The organism is Aureimonas pseudogalii (assembly GCF_014196835.1).
Taxonomy (GTDB): Bacteria; Pseudomonadota; Alphaproteobacteria; order Rhizobiales; family Rhizobiaceae; genus Aureimonas; species Aureimonas pseudogalii.
Genome location: NZ_JACIEK010000014.1, coordinates 1 through 15143, shown reverse-complemented (window position 1 = coordinate 15143; position 15143 = coordinate 1). Strand labels below are relative to the sequence as shown.

The following is a 15143-nucleotide window of genomic DNA, read 5'->3' as shown; positions in this document are numbered from 1 at the left end:
CGCAGGCGGGGCTGGGTGTCAGACGGCTCGCGTTCGCGGCGAGGTGAGAAGCACGAGCGTCCCCGCGAGCCCGGAGAGCACCGACCCCATGATGACGCCGAGCTTCACCTCGTCCTGCAGGATCGGCGAGGTCGGGAAGGCGAGGAGCCCGATGAAGAGGCTCATCGTGAAGCCGATGCCGCAGAGCAGCGCCACGCCGTAGAACTGGCGCCACGTCGCGCCCTCCGGAAGCGTCGCCCGTCCGGAGCGGATGGCGAGCCAGGACAGGCCGAAGACGCCCGCCTGCTTGCCGAGAAACAGCCCGGCGGCGATGCCGAGCGGCACGGGATCGAGAAGCGCGGCCGGCGTGAAGCCGGCAAAGGAAACGCCGGCATTGGCGAAACCGAAGATCGGCACGATCAGGAAGGCGACGCCGGGCTGGATGGCATGTTCGAGGCGAATGAGCGAGGAGTCGCCGGTTCGCCGGTCGAGCCCGAGCGGGATCGTCAGCGCGAGCACGACGCCGGCGAGCGTCGCATGGATGCCCGACGCGAACACGAGCACCCAGAGGAGGACGCCCGGCACGAGATAGGCGGCGAGGCGATGCACGCCGATGCGGTTCATCGCGACGAGCCCGGCGACCACGAGCGCGGCACCGCCGAGCGCGGGAAGGTCGAGGTCGGCCGTGTAGAACAGCGCGATGATGACGACGGCGCCGAGGTCGTCGATGATGGCGAGCGCGGTGAGGAAGACCTTCAGCGACAGGGGCACGCGGGGGCCGAGCAGCGACAGCACGCCGAGCGCGAAGGCGATGTCGGTGGCGGCGGGAATGGCCCAGCCGCGCAGTGTCTCCGGCGATCCGGCGTTGAAGGCGAGATAGACGAGCGCGGGCGCGGCCATGCCGCCGAGCGCGGCGAGGCCGGGCAGCACGCGCTGCGGCCAGGTCGCGAGCTGTCCCGTCAGCACCTCGCGCTTGATCTCGAGCCCGACCATCAGGAAGAACGCCGCCATCAGGGCGTCGTTGATCCAGTGCAGCAGCGACAGGCCGCCGAGGGTGGCGTGGAGCGCGCCGAAATAGGCGGGCGCGAGGGGCGAGTTGGCGACCGCGAGCGCGAGCGCCGCGGCCGCCATCAGCACGATGCCGCCGGCGGCGGCGTTCGCGAGGAAGGCGCGCAGGCGCGAGATCGGGCGAGCGGGCACAGCGCTCGTGGGGCGGGGGTCGGTCATGGATCTGCAGTCCTCGGATCGCGGTTTCACCGGTCTCCGTCGGTTTGGGGCGAAAGCCCCCGGCGCACGCAGCACACGCCTGCGTCCATCATAGTCCGGAAGCGCGGGCTCGGCCACCCTGACGCGCTGGCCTGCAGGGCCTCTGAAGTCTTGCGCGCGACGCCCGCGGCCGGCGCCGGGGGGGTCAGGAGGCCTTTGCCCGAAGCCGCGAGGTTTCGCCAGCGGCGGTGCCTTGGCCGGGCTCGAAACCGGCGAGCGCCTCGGCCTCGCAGTCGGCGAAGACGCGCCCCACCCCGATGAGGATCGGCCGGTCGACGCCGATGCGCTCGACGATCGCGCCGAGATCGGCGAGACGGCCCACGGCGCGCGTCTCGTCGTCGCGCGAGATGTTGGCGGCGACCGCCACGGGCGTCTCGCCCGGCAGCCCGTGCGCGATCAGCATGGCCGAGATGCGCGGCGCCATGCGCCCGCCCATGTAGAAGATCGTGGTGGCCCGGTCGTCGGCGAGCGTCGCCCAGTTCAGGTCGTCGGGCAGATCCCCCTTCTTGGAATGCCCGGTGACGAAGCGCACCTGCTGGGCCCGGTCGCGATGCGTCAGCGACACGCCGAAGCCCGCCGCCAGCGCCGAGGCCGCGGTGATGCCGGGCACGATGCGCACGGGAATGCCCGCGCGCTTCAGCTCGGCGATCTCCTCGCCGGATCGTCCGAAGACGGAGACGTCGCCGGACTTCAGCCGCACCACGTGCTTTCCGGCCCGCGCGAACTGCACCATCGTGCGGTTGATATCCTCCTGACGGCACGAGTCGCGCGAGGCGCGCTTGCCCACCAGCATGCGCTTGGCCTCGCGCCGGGCGAGCTCCAGAATGTCGTCGGAGACGAGGTCGTCGAAGAGGATGACGTCGGCGGCCTGCAGCGCGCGCACCGCCTTCAGCGTCAGAAGCTCGGCCTCGCCGGGGCCGGCGCCGACCAGCGTGACGCGCCCGCCCGCCTGTGGGGCGGCGACGAGATCGGAGACGAAGCGCCGGGCGTCGGCTTCCGCGGCCTCGTCCGGGGCCTTGCGGGTGAAGGCCTCGTCGGAGAAGCGTTCCCAGAAGGCGCGGCGCAGCGGGCCCGGCTCGAGGCGCTCCATCACCTCGGCGCGGACCTTCGCGGCGAGCTTCGCCCAGCCCGTCAACGTCGCGGGCAGCAGCGTCTCGATGCGCCGGCGGATGGCCTGGCCGAGGATCGGCGCGGCGCCGTCGGTGGAGATGCCGACGACGACGGGCGAGCGGTTGACGATGGTGCCGAAGCGAAAACTGCAGAAGGCGGGCTTGTCGATGACGTTGACGGGAACGCCCGCACTGCGCGCGGCGCAGAAGAAGGCCTGCGCGCCCGCGGTCGTCTCGCAGTCGGCCACCGCGAGCGCGGCGCCGGCGAAGACGTCGAGCGCCCAGGGGCGGTGGTGGTGGGTGATGCGCCCGCCGGCGAAGGTCATCGCGAGGACGGTGCGCATTTCCTCACTGAGGCTCTCCGCGGGCTCGTAGAGATCGACGAGCGCGCCGGCGGCGGCGAGGAGCTCGGCCTTCCACGCCGCGCCGTCGCCGCCCCCCGCCATGGCGACGCGCCGGCCCTTCAGGTCGAAGAACACCGGCAGCACGCTCAACTCGCCCACCCGCTGCGGACGGGCGGCGGCGGTTTCAGGACGGTTCGGGAACACGGGCTTCATCGATCAATCCCTGAATTTCGCTGCGGCAGGAGCCGCAATTCGTGCCGGCCTTCAAGGCCTCGCCCACCGCCGCGACGCTGCGGCAGCCGGGCGCGGCGACGGCGCGCCGGATGTCGTCGGTCCCGACGCCGAAGCAGGAGCAGACGAGCGCGCCGGGATCGGGCCGGTCCGCCCCGGCGCGGCCGGCGAGAACGCGAAAGCGCGTCGCCGATTCCGCCACCGCGCCGCCGAGGCACGAGACCGCATAGGCGCGCGACACCGCGACGGGCTCCGGCGACATCCAGAGCGCGCCGAGAAAACGCGGCCCGGCGAAGGCCGCGAGGCGGCGGTGGCCGGCCCCGTCGCCATAGGAGAGGATCTCGGCCCCTGCTGGCAGGCGCAGCACCGTGCGCGCGAAGGTGTTGGGATCGAGAGGCCGCGAGAGACCCGCCAGCTCCAGCCGCCAGCCGCCAGGGGCGCGGGCGCTCGCCCAGTAGTCGGCACCGCAGGGGTCGGGCTCCTCGCTCGACACCGCGAAGCCGTGCCACGCGGCGTCCAGCCGCTTGAGCGACACGGCGGCGGCCTTCGAGGCCGGCTGGCCGGAGACGGGATCGACGCGAGGGGGCACCAGTGCGTTGACGCGGGCCTTGGACGCGAACTGCTCGGTCCAGTGCATCGGGGCGAACAGCGAGCCGCGGGCGACGCGCGGGGTGACGAGCGCGCGCAGGATCGCCGCGCCGTGCTCGCTGGCGATCTCCACGAGATCGGCCTCGGTGATGCCATGGGCGGCCGCGTCGTCCGGATGGATCTCGCAGAAGGGCTCGGCGAGATGGGCCGAGAGGCGAGGCGAGCGCCCGGTGCGCGTCATCGTGTGCCACTGGTCGCGGATGCGTCCGGTGTTGAGGAGGAAGGGGTGCTCGGGCGTCGTCACGGGCGTGGAGCGGTCGGTGACAGGCACCAGCTGCGCGCGGCCGTCCGGCGTGAAGAAGCCGCCATCGGCGAAGAAGCGCTCAGTCCCCGTGCCGTCGCGCCGGATCGGCCAGCGCACCGGCGCCAGCTGCTCGTAGGCGAGGTCGCCGAGATCGGCGAGGCCGCCGATGTCGAAGTCGCGACGGCCCTCGTTCTCGTGGGCCGAGAGCGCGGCGTGTTCGCGGAAGATCGCGGCGGCGCTCCCATAGTCGAAGCCGGCAAAGCCCATGCGGCGGGCCACCTCCTTTAGTGCCCACCAGTCCGGCCGCGCCTCGCCGGGCGCGGGCAGGAAGGCGCGCTGGCGCGAGATGCGGCGCTCCGAATTCGTCACCGTGCCGTCCTTCTCGCCCCAGCCGCAGGCCGGCAGCGCCAGATGGGCGAAGGGCATCGTGTCGGTGTCGGCGACGATGTCCGACACCACCACGAAGGGGCAGGCCTTCAGCGCCGCGCGCACGCGGTCGGCGTCGGGCAGCGAATCCACCGGATTGGTGCCGATGATCCAGAGCGCGCGGATCCGCCCGTCACCGAGGGCCTCGAAGAGGTCCACCGCCTTGAGGCCGGGCGTCGCGGCCATGGTGGGCGCGTTCCAGAAGCCTTGCACGAGGGCGCGATGCGCGGGGTCGGCGAGGTCGAGATGCGCGGCGAGCTGGTTGGCGAGGCCCCCGACCTCGCGCCCGCCCATCGCGTTGGGCTGGCCGGTGACCGAGAACGGCCCCGCGCCCGGCCGCCCGATGCGCCCCGTGGCGAGATGGCAGTTGAGGATGGCGGAGACCTTGTCGGTACCGACCGACGACTGGTTCACGCCCTGGCTGTAGACGGTGACGACCTTGTCGGTCGCCGCGAAGAGCGCGAGGAAGTCTACTAGGCGCTCGGCCTCGACGCCGGTGGCCTTCGCGAGATGTGCGAGATCGCCGTAGGGCCGGGCGGCGTCGAGCGCCGCGTCCAGCCCGTTCAGATGCTGGGCCGCATAGGCGTGGTCGAGGGCGCCGGCGGCTTCGAGATGCGCGAGCACCCCGAGGAAGAGCGGCACGTCGCCGTCCGCGCGCACGGGCAGATGCAGGTCGGCGCCCGCCACTGTTGCGGTCTCGCGCGGGTCCACCACGACGATGCGCATCCCCGGCCGCAGGGCTTTGGCCGCGGCCACCCGCTGCCAGAGCACCGGGTGGCACCAGGCGAGATTGGCGCCGACGAGGACGAGAAGGTCGGCCTCCTCCAGATCCTCGTAGGTGCCGGGCACCGTGTCGGAGCCGAAGGAGCGCTTGTGGCCGGCCACCGACGAGGCCATGCAGAGGCGCGAGTTGGTGTCGATGTTGGCGGTGCCGAGGAACCCCTTCATCCACTTGTTGGCGACGTAATAGTCTTCCGTCAGCATCTGGCCGGAGACGTAGAGCGCCACCGAATCGGGCCCATGCTCGCGCACCGCCGCGCCGAAGCGTGTCGCCACGAGATCGAGCGCGGCGTCCCACGAGACGCGGGCGCCGTGGAGGCTGGGATGAAGCAGTCGCCGGTCGGGTTTGAGCGTCTCGGCGAGCGCCGAGCCCTTCGAGCAGAGGCGCCCGAAATTGGCCGGATGCGCGTCGTCGCCGGCGATTCCCACCGAGCCCTCGACGTGCGGCGTCGCCAGCACGCCGCAGCCGACGCCGCAATAGGGGCAGGTGGTGCGGGTGGCTTTGGGGGCGGCGGCGGCTTCCATCCGCTATTCCGCCGCGAGCGAGAAGGCGGGCTGGCGCTCGACGAGGATCTCCAGCGACTTGGTCACGGGATCGACGCGCACCGGAAAGGTGCGCACGCGGCCCTCGTCCGGCCCCTCGACGAGGCCGGTGTCGAGCGCGATCACCTGGGCGTGCAGCGGGCAGGTGACGAAGCCGCCATGGACGATGCCCTGCGAGAGCGGCCCGCCCTTGTGGGGGCAGCGGTCTTCGGTCGCGAAGACCTCGTCCTCGGCCGTGCGGAACACCGCGATGCGCCCGAGCGGCGAGCCGACGCAGCGTGCGCCGCGGCGGGGAATGTCGGCGAGGTTGCCGATCGGGGTCCAGGTCTCGGTCATTCGGCGGCCTCGCGGAAGGGTTCGATCACGGCCATCGGCCGGAACTCGTGGGCGGCGACCTCGCCGCTGGCGCGCGCGGCCCAGGGGTCGCTCTGCGAGAAGCGCTGCGAATGGACGAAGCGCTCGAAGTAAGCTCGGCGCCGCTCGACGTCCGCGACCACCGCGGCCTGGATCGAGGCCATGCCGACGCGCTTCAGCCACTTGTACATACGCTCGAGATAGTGGCCCTGCTCGCGGTACGCTTGAGTCAGCGCGACGATGACCTCCAGCGCCTCGTCCTCGGTGTCGACGTGGCAGAGAACCTCCGTGCCCTTGATGTCGAGGCCGGCGGCGCCCGCGAAATGGATGTCGTAGCCCGAATCGACGCAGATCACGCCGACGTCCTTGCAGGTCGCCTCGGCGCAGTTTCGCGGGCAGCCGGACACCGCCATCTTGACCTTGGCGGGCGTCCACGAGCCCCACATGAACTTCTCGATGCGGATGCCGAGCCCGGTGGAATCCTGCGTCCCGAAGCGGCACCAGTCGGTGCCGACGCAGGTCTTCACCGTGCGAAGGCCCTTGGCATAGGCGGCGCCCGAGACCATGCCGGCGGCGTTGAGGTCGGCCCAGACGGCGGGGAGGTCCTCCTTCTTCACGCCGAGCATGTCGATGCGCTGGCCGCCGGTGCATTTCACGGCGGGAATGGCGAACTTGTCGACGACGTCGGCGATGGCGCGCAGCTCCTGCGAGGTGGTCATGCCGCCCCACATGCGCGGCACCACCGAATAGGTGCCGTCCTTCTGAATGTTGGCGTGCACGCGCTCGTTGATGTAGCGCGACTGCTTGTCGTCCACGTATTCGCCCGGCCAGTCGGCGAGGAGATAGTAGTTCAGCGCCGGGCGGCACTTGGCGCAGCCGCAGGAGGTCTTCCACTCCAGCTCCTGCATCACGGCGGGGATCGACTTCAGCCCCTTGGCGACGATGAGCCGGCGCACGTCGCCGTGGCCGAGCGTCGTGCAGGGGCACATCGGCTTCACCGCGTTCGGATTGAACGCCTCGCCGATCGTCAGGCTCATCAGCTGCTCGACGAGCCCGGTGCAGGTGCCGCAGGACGACGACGCCTTGGTGTGGGCGCGCACCTCGTCGAGGCTGGTCAGGCCCTTGGCAACGATGGCCCCGGTGATCTTGCCCTTGCAGACGCCGTTGCAGCCACAGATCTCGGCGTCATCGGCCAAGGCTGCAACGGCCGCCATAGGGTCCAGCGGGGACCCTCCCTGGTAGCTCTGGCCGAAGATGAGCGTGTCGCGCATCGCGGCGATGTCGGACCCCTTCTTCATCAGGTCGCCGAACCAGCCGCCGTCCGCCGTCTCGCCGTAGAGCACGGCCCCGAGGATCCTGTTGTCCTGGAGGACGAGCCGCTTGTAGACGCCCGCCGAGGCGTCGCGCAGCACGATCTCCTCGCGCCCCGGCGCCTCCGCGAAGTCGCCCACCGAATAGAGGTCGATGCCCGTGACCTTCAGCTTCGTCGGCGTGTCGGAATGGCGGAAGCCCTGGCCCTCTTCGCCGGCAAGATGGCGCGCGGCGATTTCGGCCATCTGGTAGAGCGGCGCCACGAGGCCGTAGACGCGACCGTCCACCTCGACGCATTCGCCGAGCGCGAGGATCGCGGGATCGGAGGTCACCATGTGTTCATCGACATGGATGCCGCGTCCGACCGCGAGGCCCGAATCCTTCGCCAGCCCCGACGAGGGCCGGATGCCCACCGCCATCACCACGAGCGAGGCCGGGATGACGCGGCCGTCGGCGAGTTCCACGCCCTCGACGCGGCTCTCGCCGAGGATCGCCTTGGTGTTGGCCCCGGTGACGACCTCGATGCCGCGCTTTTCCAATGCGCGCTGGAGGAGGAAGCCGGCGGCGGGATCGAGCTGGCGCTCCATCAGCGTCGGCATCAGGTGGAGGACGGTGACCTCCAGCCCCTGCGCGCGAAGGCCCGCGGCAGCTTCGAGGCCGAGCAGGCCGCCGCCGATCACCACCGCCTTGGCCTTGGCCTGCGCGGCGAGGATCATCGCGTCGACGTCGTCGAGATCGCGATAGGCGAGGACGCCGGCGAGATCCTTGCCCGGCACCGGCGGGATGAAGGGCGTCGAGCCGGTGGCGATGACGAGCCGGTCGTAGGGCGCGGTGACGCCGTGATCGGAGGTGACGGTCTTGGCCTCGCGGTCGATCGCGACGATGCGATGACCCTTGTAGAGGGTGACGCCGTGGCGCTCGTACCAGCCGTCGCCGTGGATCACGATGTCGTCGAAGGACTTTTCGCCCGAGAGCACGGGCGAGAGCATGATGCGGTCGTAGTTGACCCGCGGCTCGGCGTTGAAGATCGTCACCTCGTAGCGGCCGGGGGCCTTTTCGAAGAGGTGTTCCAGCATCCGGCCGGGGGCCATGCCGTTGCCGACGACGACGAGTTTCTCGGGCATGTTCGGGTCCTTCAGGATCGTCGAAAGGAAGGGCGCCGTTCTTCTCCCCTCGGGGGGGAAGGTGGACGCGAAGCGGCCGGATGAGGGTCTGCGACGGTGGCGGAAGGCGCCCTCGTTCCCCTGCCGGGACTCGTCTCCCCGAAGGAGAGACGATGGCTTGTCTGGTCAGGCCGCTTCGACGAAGCGGTTGCGCTCGTAGAGGAACTTCAGCACCGCCTGGCGGCACTTGAGATAGGTCGGGTCGGCGGCCAGCTTGATGCGGTCGCGCGGGCGGGCGAGGGGAACGGGAAGGATCTCGCCGATGCCGGCCGAGGGGCCGTTCGTCAGCATCACGATCCGGTCCGAGAGAAGCACGGCCTCGTCCACGTCGTGGGTGATCATCATCACGGTGGTGCCGAGATCGGCCTGGATCTGCATGACCTGGTCCTGCAGATGGGCGCGGGTGAGGGCGTCGAGCGCGCCGAAGGGCTCGTCGAGGAGAAGGATCTTGGGCTCCATCGCCAGCGCCCGGGCGATGCCGACGCGCTGCTTCATGCCGCCCGAGATCTCGGAGGGGCGACGGTCCCGGGCGTGGCCCATATGAACCAGCTCGAGATTCTTCATCACCCATTCGCGGCGCTCAGCCGCCGTCTTGGTCCGGCCGAACACCTTGTCAACGGCGAGCGCGACGTTCTCGTAGACGGTGAGCCAGGGCAGGAGCGAGTGGTTCTGGAAGACGACGCCGCGGTCGGGGCCGGGGGCGTCCACCACCTTGTCTTCCAGCAGCACCACGCCTTTGGTGGCCTGCGTCAGGCCGGCGACGATGTTGAGGAGCGTCGACTTCCCGCAGCCGGAATGGCCGATGATCGAGACGTATTCGCCTTTCGTGAGCGTCAGGTCGACGTCCTTCAGCACCTCGGTGGTGGCGCCGCCGCGTGAGAAGCGCATCGTGACGCCTTCGATGGAAAGGAACGGCTTGGCGATCATGTCGCGTCTCCTCGTCTGGCTGGCAGGGGGCGGGCGGGCAGAGATGCTGGCAGGGGGGCCGTCAGCCGGCGGAGGTGCCGCGGGTGACGGCCTTGCCGACCGCGGCGACGATGCGGTCGAGCACGAAGCCGACGATGCCGACATAGACGAGGGCGAGGATGATGTCGGAGATCAGCGAGGAGTTCCACGCGTCCCAGATGAAGAAGCCGATGCCGACGCCCCCGATGAGCATCTCGGCCGCCACGATCGCCAGCCACGAGAGCCCGACGCCGATGCGAAGCCCCGTGAAGATGTAAGGAGCCGCGGCAGGGATCATCACCTTGGTGAAGAACTCGAAGCCGTTGAGGCGAAGCACCTTGGCGACGTTGCGGTAGTCCTGCGGGATGTTGCGAACGCCCACCGCCGTGTTGATGATGATCGGCCAGACGGCGGTGATGAAGATCACGAAGATCGCCGAGGGCTGGCCGTCCTGGAAGGCGGCGAGCGAGAGCGGCAGCCAGGCGAGCGGCGGCACGGTGCGCAGCACCTGGAAGATCGGGTCGAGGCCGCGCATGGCGAGATTCGACTGGCCGACGAGGACGCCGAGCGCGATGCCGACCACCACCGCGATCGCGTAGCCCATCGCGACGCGCTGCAGGCTCGCCCAGATCTGCCAGCCGAGGCCGACGTCGTTTCCGCCGTTGCGGTAGAACGGATGGGCGATCAGCTCCCAGGTGTCGGTGACGACCTGGCTCGGCGGCGGCAGGGCCGAGCCGGGTCCCGAGCACAGCGCCTCCCAGAGCCCGAGCAGGGCGACGAGCGCGATGAGCGGGGGCACGAGATTGTCGGCGAGCGAGCGCAGGATGCGCGCGCCCTGCGCCCGGCGGTCGGGCCCGGCGGGCCGCAGCGGCACCACCGCGCTCGCGCCGGCCCGCGGCAGGGCGACGACGGCGGCCGATGTCTTGATCACGGTCTGGGACATGGAAAGGCTCCGGTCTCGGGGCGCGCGGGCGGCGCCGTGTCAGGCGATGCGGGTGATCGCGAGGCTCGCAAGATAGGCGGCGGGGTCTGCGGGGTCGAAGACCTTGCCGTCGAAGAAGGTCTCGGGGCCTCGCGAGGTGGACGCGGGGATCGCAGCGACACTGAGAGCCTTGGCGGCTTCGCGCCAGAGATCCTCGCGGTTCACCTTGTCGACCATCGCCTTGACGTCGGTGGTCGCCTCCAGCTTGCCCCAGCGCATGTCCTCGGTGAGGAACCAGGCGTCGTGGCTCTTGAACGGGTAGGACGCGTCGTCCCGCCAGAACTTCATGAAATGCGGCGAGGCCTCCACCACGCGCCCGTCGCCGTAGTCGATCGTGCCCTTCATGCGCGGGCCGATGTCGGCGGGCTTGACGTTGAACCAGGCGCGCTTGCCCAGGATCTCGGCGAGCTCGTCCTTGTTGGCCATGTCGTCGGCCCATTGCGCGGCCTCCTGCACGGCCATGAGCAGCGCGACGGTCGCCTTCGGGTTCTTCTCCACCCAGTCGGCCCGCATGGCGAAGGACTTCTCGGGGTGCTTGGCCCAGAGTTCGCCCGTGGTGAGGGCGGTGGTGCCGATGCCCTGCTCGACGAGCTGCGCGTTCCACGGCTCGCCGACGCAGAACGCGTCCATCGTGCCGACCTTCATGTTGGCGACCATCTGGGGCGGCGGCACCACGATGGTCTCGACGTCGGTGTCGGGGTCGATGCCGCCGGCGGCAAGCCAGTAGCGGATCCAGAGATCGTGCGTGCCGCCGGGAAAGGTCATCGCGATCTTGGCCGGCGTTCCCGCCGCCTTCTTCTGCGCGAAGCTCTCCTTCAGCACGGAGGCGTCGAGCCCGACCTTGAGCGCGCCGTAGGCCTTGCCGATCGAGATGCCCTGGCCGTCGAGATTGAGCCGGGCGAGGATCGCCATCGGCAGCGGCTGGCCGTTCTGGGTGATCTTGCCGGCGCTCATCAGGTAGGGCATCGGCGTCAGGATATGGGCGCCGTCGATGCCCGAGCCGTCCGAACCGAGCACGAGATTGTCGCGCGTCGTGCCCCAGGACGACTGCTTGACCACCTCGACGTCGGGCATGCCGTGCTGGGCGAAATAGCCCTTCTCCTTGGCGACGATGAGCGGTGCGGCGTCGGTGAGCGCGATGAAGCCGAGCACCGCCTTCGTCGTCTCGGGGCCCGTGCCTTGCGCGAAGACGCCGCCGGCAAAGCTCGCCGAGACCGCCGAGAACAAGGCGGCCGTTCCGGCGGTCGCGGCCGAGTTCTGCAGGAAGCGGCGGCGGCTGAGGCGGACGATGTCGGACATGGGGAAGACCTCGGAGGCGACGGTGGAAGGGGCTCGGAAAACGAAAAAACGCCGCGGTCCCTGTGAGCCGGTCCCGGAGCCGGGATCGTCATGAAGGTCACGCGACGTCGATGTCTGGTGAGAGCGGCCGTCTCGAAGAGGCGCTCGGATGAGCCCGGTCGTCCTTGACGGGCTCGGGTCTATACAGCCTCACGGGACGCGGTTTGGAAAGGCCAAATGTGCGGCAATGCAGCATGCCGCTATTTGAGGCAGAAGACCGAAAAAGGCCGGTTCTACAACGGTTCCAAATAGCGAAAGCCTGCTGTCGCCCGAAGCATCACGCTGCACGAATATGCGCCACCGCCGCGACGAAGGGTCGCTGGAGCCTATTCGTCGTCGCGTGGAGCTCCCGCCGTGCCGGGCCGGGCGCGCACCGCGAACCCCTCGACATAGGCGGCGATCGACGCGGGGTCGAAGCGGCTTCTCCCGCCCGGGCCCGCCTCGCCGTCGCCGGCACCGGCGTCGGCATCAGGCAGGGCGACGCCGCGCGGTGCGAAGACCGAGCGGTAGAGGTCGGGCCGGAACGCGGCGGCGGCCCGCTCGGCCAGGGCGGGATCGAGCGGCACCTGCCCCCAGCGCGCCATCTGCGCGTAGACCCAGAGCGCCTGGGTTCGCCAGGGCACGTTGGCCTCGCCGGCATGGAAGGCGAGATAGTCGGGGATCTCGCGCCGCGTGCCGTCGGGATCGACGGGCAGAGCCCCCGCGAGGAGATGCTCGATCACCCCGGCATCGCCGCCGACATGCTCCGGGCTCGCCAAAATTTCCGCCAGTTCGCGCCGGTTGCCCGGCTCGTCGCACCAGCGGGCGCTCGCATCGAGCGCCACCAGCAGCCGCTCGCCCGTCTCGCGATGGGCGACCCACCAGTCGGGCCGCAGCCCCAGCACCTTTTCGGGCGAACCCGGCCAGATGTCGGCCTTCACCGCGACGATGCGGCCGATCCCTTGCGAGACCGCCAGGGCGTTCCACGGCGCGTTGACGCAGAACCCGTCGATGGCCCCCGCCTTCAGCGCATCGGCCGTCATCGGCGGCGGCACCACGCACATCGTGACGTCGCGGTCGGGGTCGATGCCGGCCTCCGCCATCCAGAAGCGGAACTCGTAATTGTGCGAGGAGAAGGGATAGGTCATCGCGAAGACGAGCGGCGGCCGGCCGGCCAGCCGGCGCGCCGCCACGACCCGCGCCAGCGCGCGGCCGTGCGCGGCGGCCTCGTCGCGGTCGTCCTCGCCCGCGGCCTCGCGCATTGCCGCGAAGAGGGCGGTGGAGAGCGTGATGGCGTTGCCGCCGCGCCCGAGCGAGAAGGGGGCGATCACCGGATAGGGGTTGGAGCCGAGCCCGAGCTGCGAGGCCACCGCCATTGGCCCCAGCATGTGCGCCACGTCGAACTGGCGGAAGGCGAGGCGGTCGCGGATGTTCGACCAGGAGACCTCGCGCACCAACTCCAGCCGCACGCCCTCGCTCCGGTCGAAGCCGCAGGCCGCGGCGGCGACGAGCACGGCCGCGTCGAGGAGCGGGATGAAGCCCGCGCGGATGGTGGGCGTCCCGCTCATCGTCCGTCTCCCGGCCCACCGAGAAGCGCCGCGGCGGTGACCACCGAGCGGGCGATCTCGACGAGCTTCTTCTTCTCGTTCATCGCGGTCTGGCGCATGAGGCGGTAGGCCTCCTCCTCCGAAAGGCCGCGCATGCGCATCATCAGGCCCTTGGCCTTCTCGATCACCTTGCGGTCGGCCAGTTCCGTGCGGGCCTCGTCGAGCTCGCGGGTGAGGCGCGAATAGGCGCCGAAGCGCAGGATCGCCATGTCGAGGATCGACTTGACCCGCTCCTTCTTCAGCCCGTCCACCACATAGGCCGAGACGCCGGCGTCGATGGCGGCCTCCATCGAGGCGGCGTCGGAGCGATCGACGAACATGGCGATGGGGCGGCGCACCGAGCGCGAGACCTGAAAGAACGCCTCTAGCCGGTCGCGATTGGGGTTTTCGAGATCCACCACGATGACGTCGGGCGCGAAGGCCTCGATCTCGCGCACCAGTCCCTGCATGCCCGTGACGACGTGGACGCGCGCATGCCCCGCCTCGCGCAGCCCATCCTCGATGATGGTGGCCCGCGCCCGGTTCTCGTCGATGATCAGAACGGCAAGCGAGCTGGGCTCCATGGCCCAAACTCTAACCACGGCGCAAAACGAGGCAAGAGCCGGCCCCCGACAATCTTGTGCGGCGCGGCAGAATTCGCGCGGGGGGTTTGCGGGGTTTCCTTACGGTCGACCACGACCTTCGCCGACCCGCATCGCCGAGGCGCAGCAGCGCTTCCACAGCGATGCGACGAAACCCCGCCGTCGTGGCAGGTCACCAAGAGAACGCTTCGCACGCCGCGATCTGCCAACGGGATCACTCGGCAAGTGAGCGCTCGACCCATAACAGCCCAAGCAATCGACTGCTTGGCTTGTCTTAACAGTAAGGAAAATTTGGAGCGGGCGATGGGATTCGAACCCACGACCCCAACCTTGGCAGGGTGTGCGACGGCCCTTCGCTACTGTATCCGTCATTGCGCTACCTTTGTATTATACTGTTGAAAACATGAGCATAGTCGGATTTCTGACTGTCGACTCCCCTCTGTCATACGCTACGATTCGCTTTCGAACGCTCGGAGCCTGCTTAGAAACTTGGTAGAAGAAGAAAATCTAAGCGACAATCCGGTAGGTTCTGACATGGCTATGGAAAAGCTGACGAAGCGCTTCGTGGATGGCCTGGAAACTCCGAAACCAGTGGGTGTTGGACTCAGGGTTCGGGAGACTTTCGCTTGGGATCGCGAGCTTCGCGGCTTCGGCGTACAGGTCATGCCATCCGGTCTGAAGAGCTTCGTCATTCAGTACCGGACACCAGAGGGCAAGCCAAAGCGTGCCGTGATTGGACGGTACGGCCTGATGACCGTTGAAGAGGCTCGCCGTCTCGCGCACGAAAAACTCGTCGCCGTATCCAAAGGTCTTGATCCGATGGAATCGCCCGATCGGAAAGTAAGGGGCTTCACAGTTGCTGAGGTTTGCGACTGGTATCTGACCGAGGCTGAAGCCGGACGAATCATCGGGCGCAGCCGGCGTCCGATCAAGGCTTCGACGCTGGCGATGGACCGCAGCCGGATCGAGGTCCACATCAAGCCGCTACTGGGCAAGCGTCCGATTGCCGCTCTGAAGCTTGGCGACATCGAAGGCGCGCAGGCCGATATCGCCGCCGGCAAGACGTCGAAACCCCGCCCCGGCAGCCGAGGCGGCGCGACCACAGGCGGCGAGGGCGTCGCGGCGCGGACCATGTCCACGCTCCATCCCATCTTTGAACATTCCGTTCGGCTGGGAAAGATCGATACCAACCCGGTGGTCTGCCCCCTGAAAAGTGGCCCTCCCTGAAGTAGGCTTTCGAGCCTTTGGAGGATGCCAGGAATGCCGCAAAAGAAGCACAAGCCTGAAGAGATCGTTGCCAAGCTTCGGCAGGT

11 protein-coding genes are annotated in these 15143 nt (G+C 69.4%); 1 reads left to right on the top strand and 10 read right to left on the bottom strand.

The window, feature by feature from the left end:
- Positions 1-18: 18 nt before the first annotated feature.
- The 10 genes from nhaA to GGR04_RS19035 all read right to left on the bottom strand — a co-directional run bounded on the left by nhaA (position 19) and on the right by GGR04_RS19035 (position 13812).
- Positions 19-1206 (bottom strand): Na+/H+ antiporter NhaA, encoded by a 1188-nt coding sequence (gene nhaA / locus GGR04_RS19080; RefSeq protein ID WP_183201508.1) that lies wholly within the window; start codon positions 1204-1206, stop codon positions 19-21.
- Between the two features lie 184 nt (positions 1207-1390).
- The gene (gene cysG / locus GGR04_RS19075) at positions 1391-2911 is read right to left on the bottom strand and encodes a siroheme synthase CysG (protein WP_183201507.1); all 1521 of its coding nucleotides are present in this window, start codon (positions 2909-2911) and stop codon (positions 1391-1393) included.
- On the bottom strand, positions 2883-5552 hold the full coding sequence (locus GGR04_RS19070) for a nitrate reductase (RefSeq protein ID WP_183201506.1): 2670 nt from the start codon (positions 5550-5552) through the stop codon (positions 2883-2885). Before GGR04_RS19070 ends, cysG begins: the two co-directional genes overlap by 29 nt.
- 3 nt (positions 5553-5555) lie before the next feature.
- Positions 5556-5906, bottom strand: a complete 351-nt coding sequence (nirD, locus tag GGR04_RS19065) for a nitrite reductase small subunit NirD (protein ID WP_183201505.1) — start codon at positions 5904-5906, stop codon at positions 5556-5558.
- Positions 5903-8359 (bottom strand): nitrite reductase large subunit NirB, encoded by a 2457-nt coding sequence (gene nirB / locus GGR04_RS19060; RefSeq protein ID WP_183201504.1) that lies wholly within the window; start codon positions 8357-8359, stop codon positions 5903-5905. The genes nirD and nirB overlap by 4 nt, the downstream gene beginning before the upstream one ends.
- A gap of 165 nt (positions 8360-8524) precedes the next feature.
- Positions 8525-9322 (bottom strand): ABC transporter ATP-binding protein, encoded by a 798-nt coding sequence (locus tag GGR04_RS19055; protein ID WP_183201609.1) that lies wholly within the window; start codon positions 9320-9322, stop codon positions 8525-8527.
- Between the two features lie 64 nt (positions 9323-9386).
- A complete protein-coding gene (gene ntrB, locus GGR04_RS19050) occupies positions 9387-10286 on the bottom strand; it encodes a nitrate ABC transporter permease (RefSeq protein WP_183201503.1) in 900 nt (299 codons plus the stop codon).
- 39 nt (positions 10287-10325) lie between these two features.
- The gene (locus GGR04_RS19045; RefSeq protein WP_183201502.1) at positions 10326-11624 is read right to left on the bottom strand and encodes a CmpA/NrtA family ABC transporter substrate-binding protein; all 1299 of its coding nucleotides are present in this window, start codon (positions 11622-11624) and stop codon (positions 10326-10328) included.
- 365 nt (positions 11625-11989) lie between these two features.
- Positions 11990-13210: a CmpA/NrtA family ABC transporter substrate-binding protein gene (locus GGR04_RS19040; protein WP_183201501.1), complete on the bottom strand. Its 1221-nt coding sequence runs from the start codon at positions 13208-13210 to the stop codon at positions 11990-11992.
- Positions 13207-13812 (bottom strand): ANTAR domain-containing response regulator, encoded by a 606-nt coding sequence (locus GGR04_RS19035; protein ID WP_183201500.1) that lies wholly within the window; start codon positions 13810-13812, stop codon positions 13207-13209. The genes GGR04_RS19040 and GGR04_RS19035 overlap by 4 nt, the downstream gene beginning before the upstream one ends.
- A gap of 552 nt (positions 13813-14364) precedes the next feature.
- On the opposite strand from GGR04_RS19035, the gene GGR04_RS19030 reads away from it, so the two are divergent.
- Positions 14365-15057: an Arm DNA-binding domain-containing protein gene (locus GGR04_RS19030; protein WP_210291882.1), complete on the top strand. Its 693-nt coding sequence runs from the start codon at positions 14365-14367 to the stop codon at positions 15055-15057.
- Positions 15058-15143 lie beyond the last annotated feature (86 nt).

Coding starts and splice junctions, on each gene's coding strand:
- nhaA (WP_183201508.1), bottom strand. CDS start 1,206: ATGACCGACCCCCGCCCCACGAGCGCTGTGCCCGCTCGCCCGATCTCG.
- GGR04_RS19035 (WP_183201500.1), bottom strand. CDS start 13,812: ATGGAGCCCAGCTCGCTTGCCGTTCTGATCATCGACGAGAACCGGGCG.
- nirB (WP_183201504.1), bottom strand. CDS start 8,359: ATGCCCGAGAAACTCGTCGTCGTCGGCAACGGCATGGCCCCCGGCCGG.
- ntrB (WP_183201503.1), bottom strand. CDS start 10,286: ATGTCCCAGACCGTGATCAAGACATCGGCCGCCGTCGTCGCCCTGCCG.
- GGR04_RS19040 (WP_183201501.1), bottom strand. CDS start 13,210: ATGAGCGGGACGCCCACCATCCGCGCGGGCTTCATCCCGCTCCTCGAC.
- GGR04_RS19045 (WP_183201502.1), bottom strand. CDS start 11,624: ATGTCCGACATCGTCCGCCTCAGCCGCCGCCGCTTCCTGCAGAACTCG.
- GGR04_RS19070 (WP_183201506.1), bottom strand. CDS start 5,552: ATGGAAGCCGCCGCCGCCCCCAAAGCCACCCGCACCACCTGCCCCTAT.
- nirD (WP_183201505.1), bottom strand. CDS start 5,906: ATGACCGAGACCTGGACCCCGATCGGCAACCTCGCCGACATTCCCCGC.
- GGR04_RS19030 (WP_210291882.1), top strand. CDS start 14,365: ATGGCTATGGAAAAGCTGACGAAGCGCTTCGTGGATGGCCTGGAAACT.
- cysG (WP_183201507.1), bottom strand. CDS start 2,911: ATGAAGCCCGTGTTCCCGAACCGTCCTGAAACCGCCGCCGCCCGTCCG.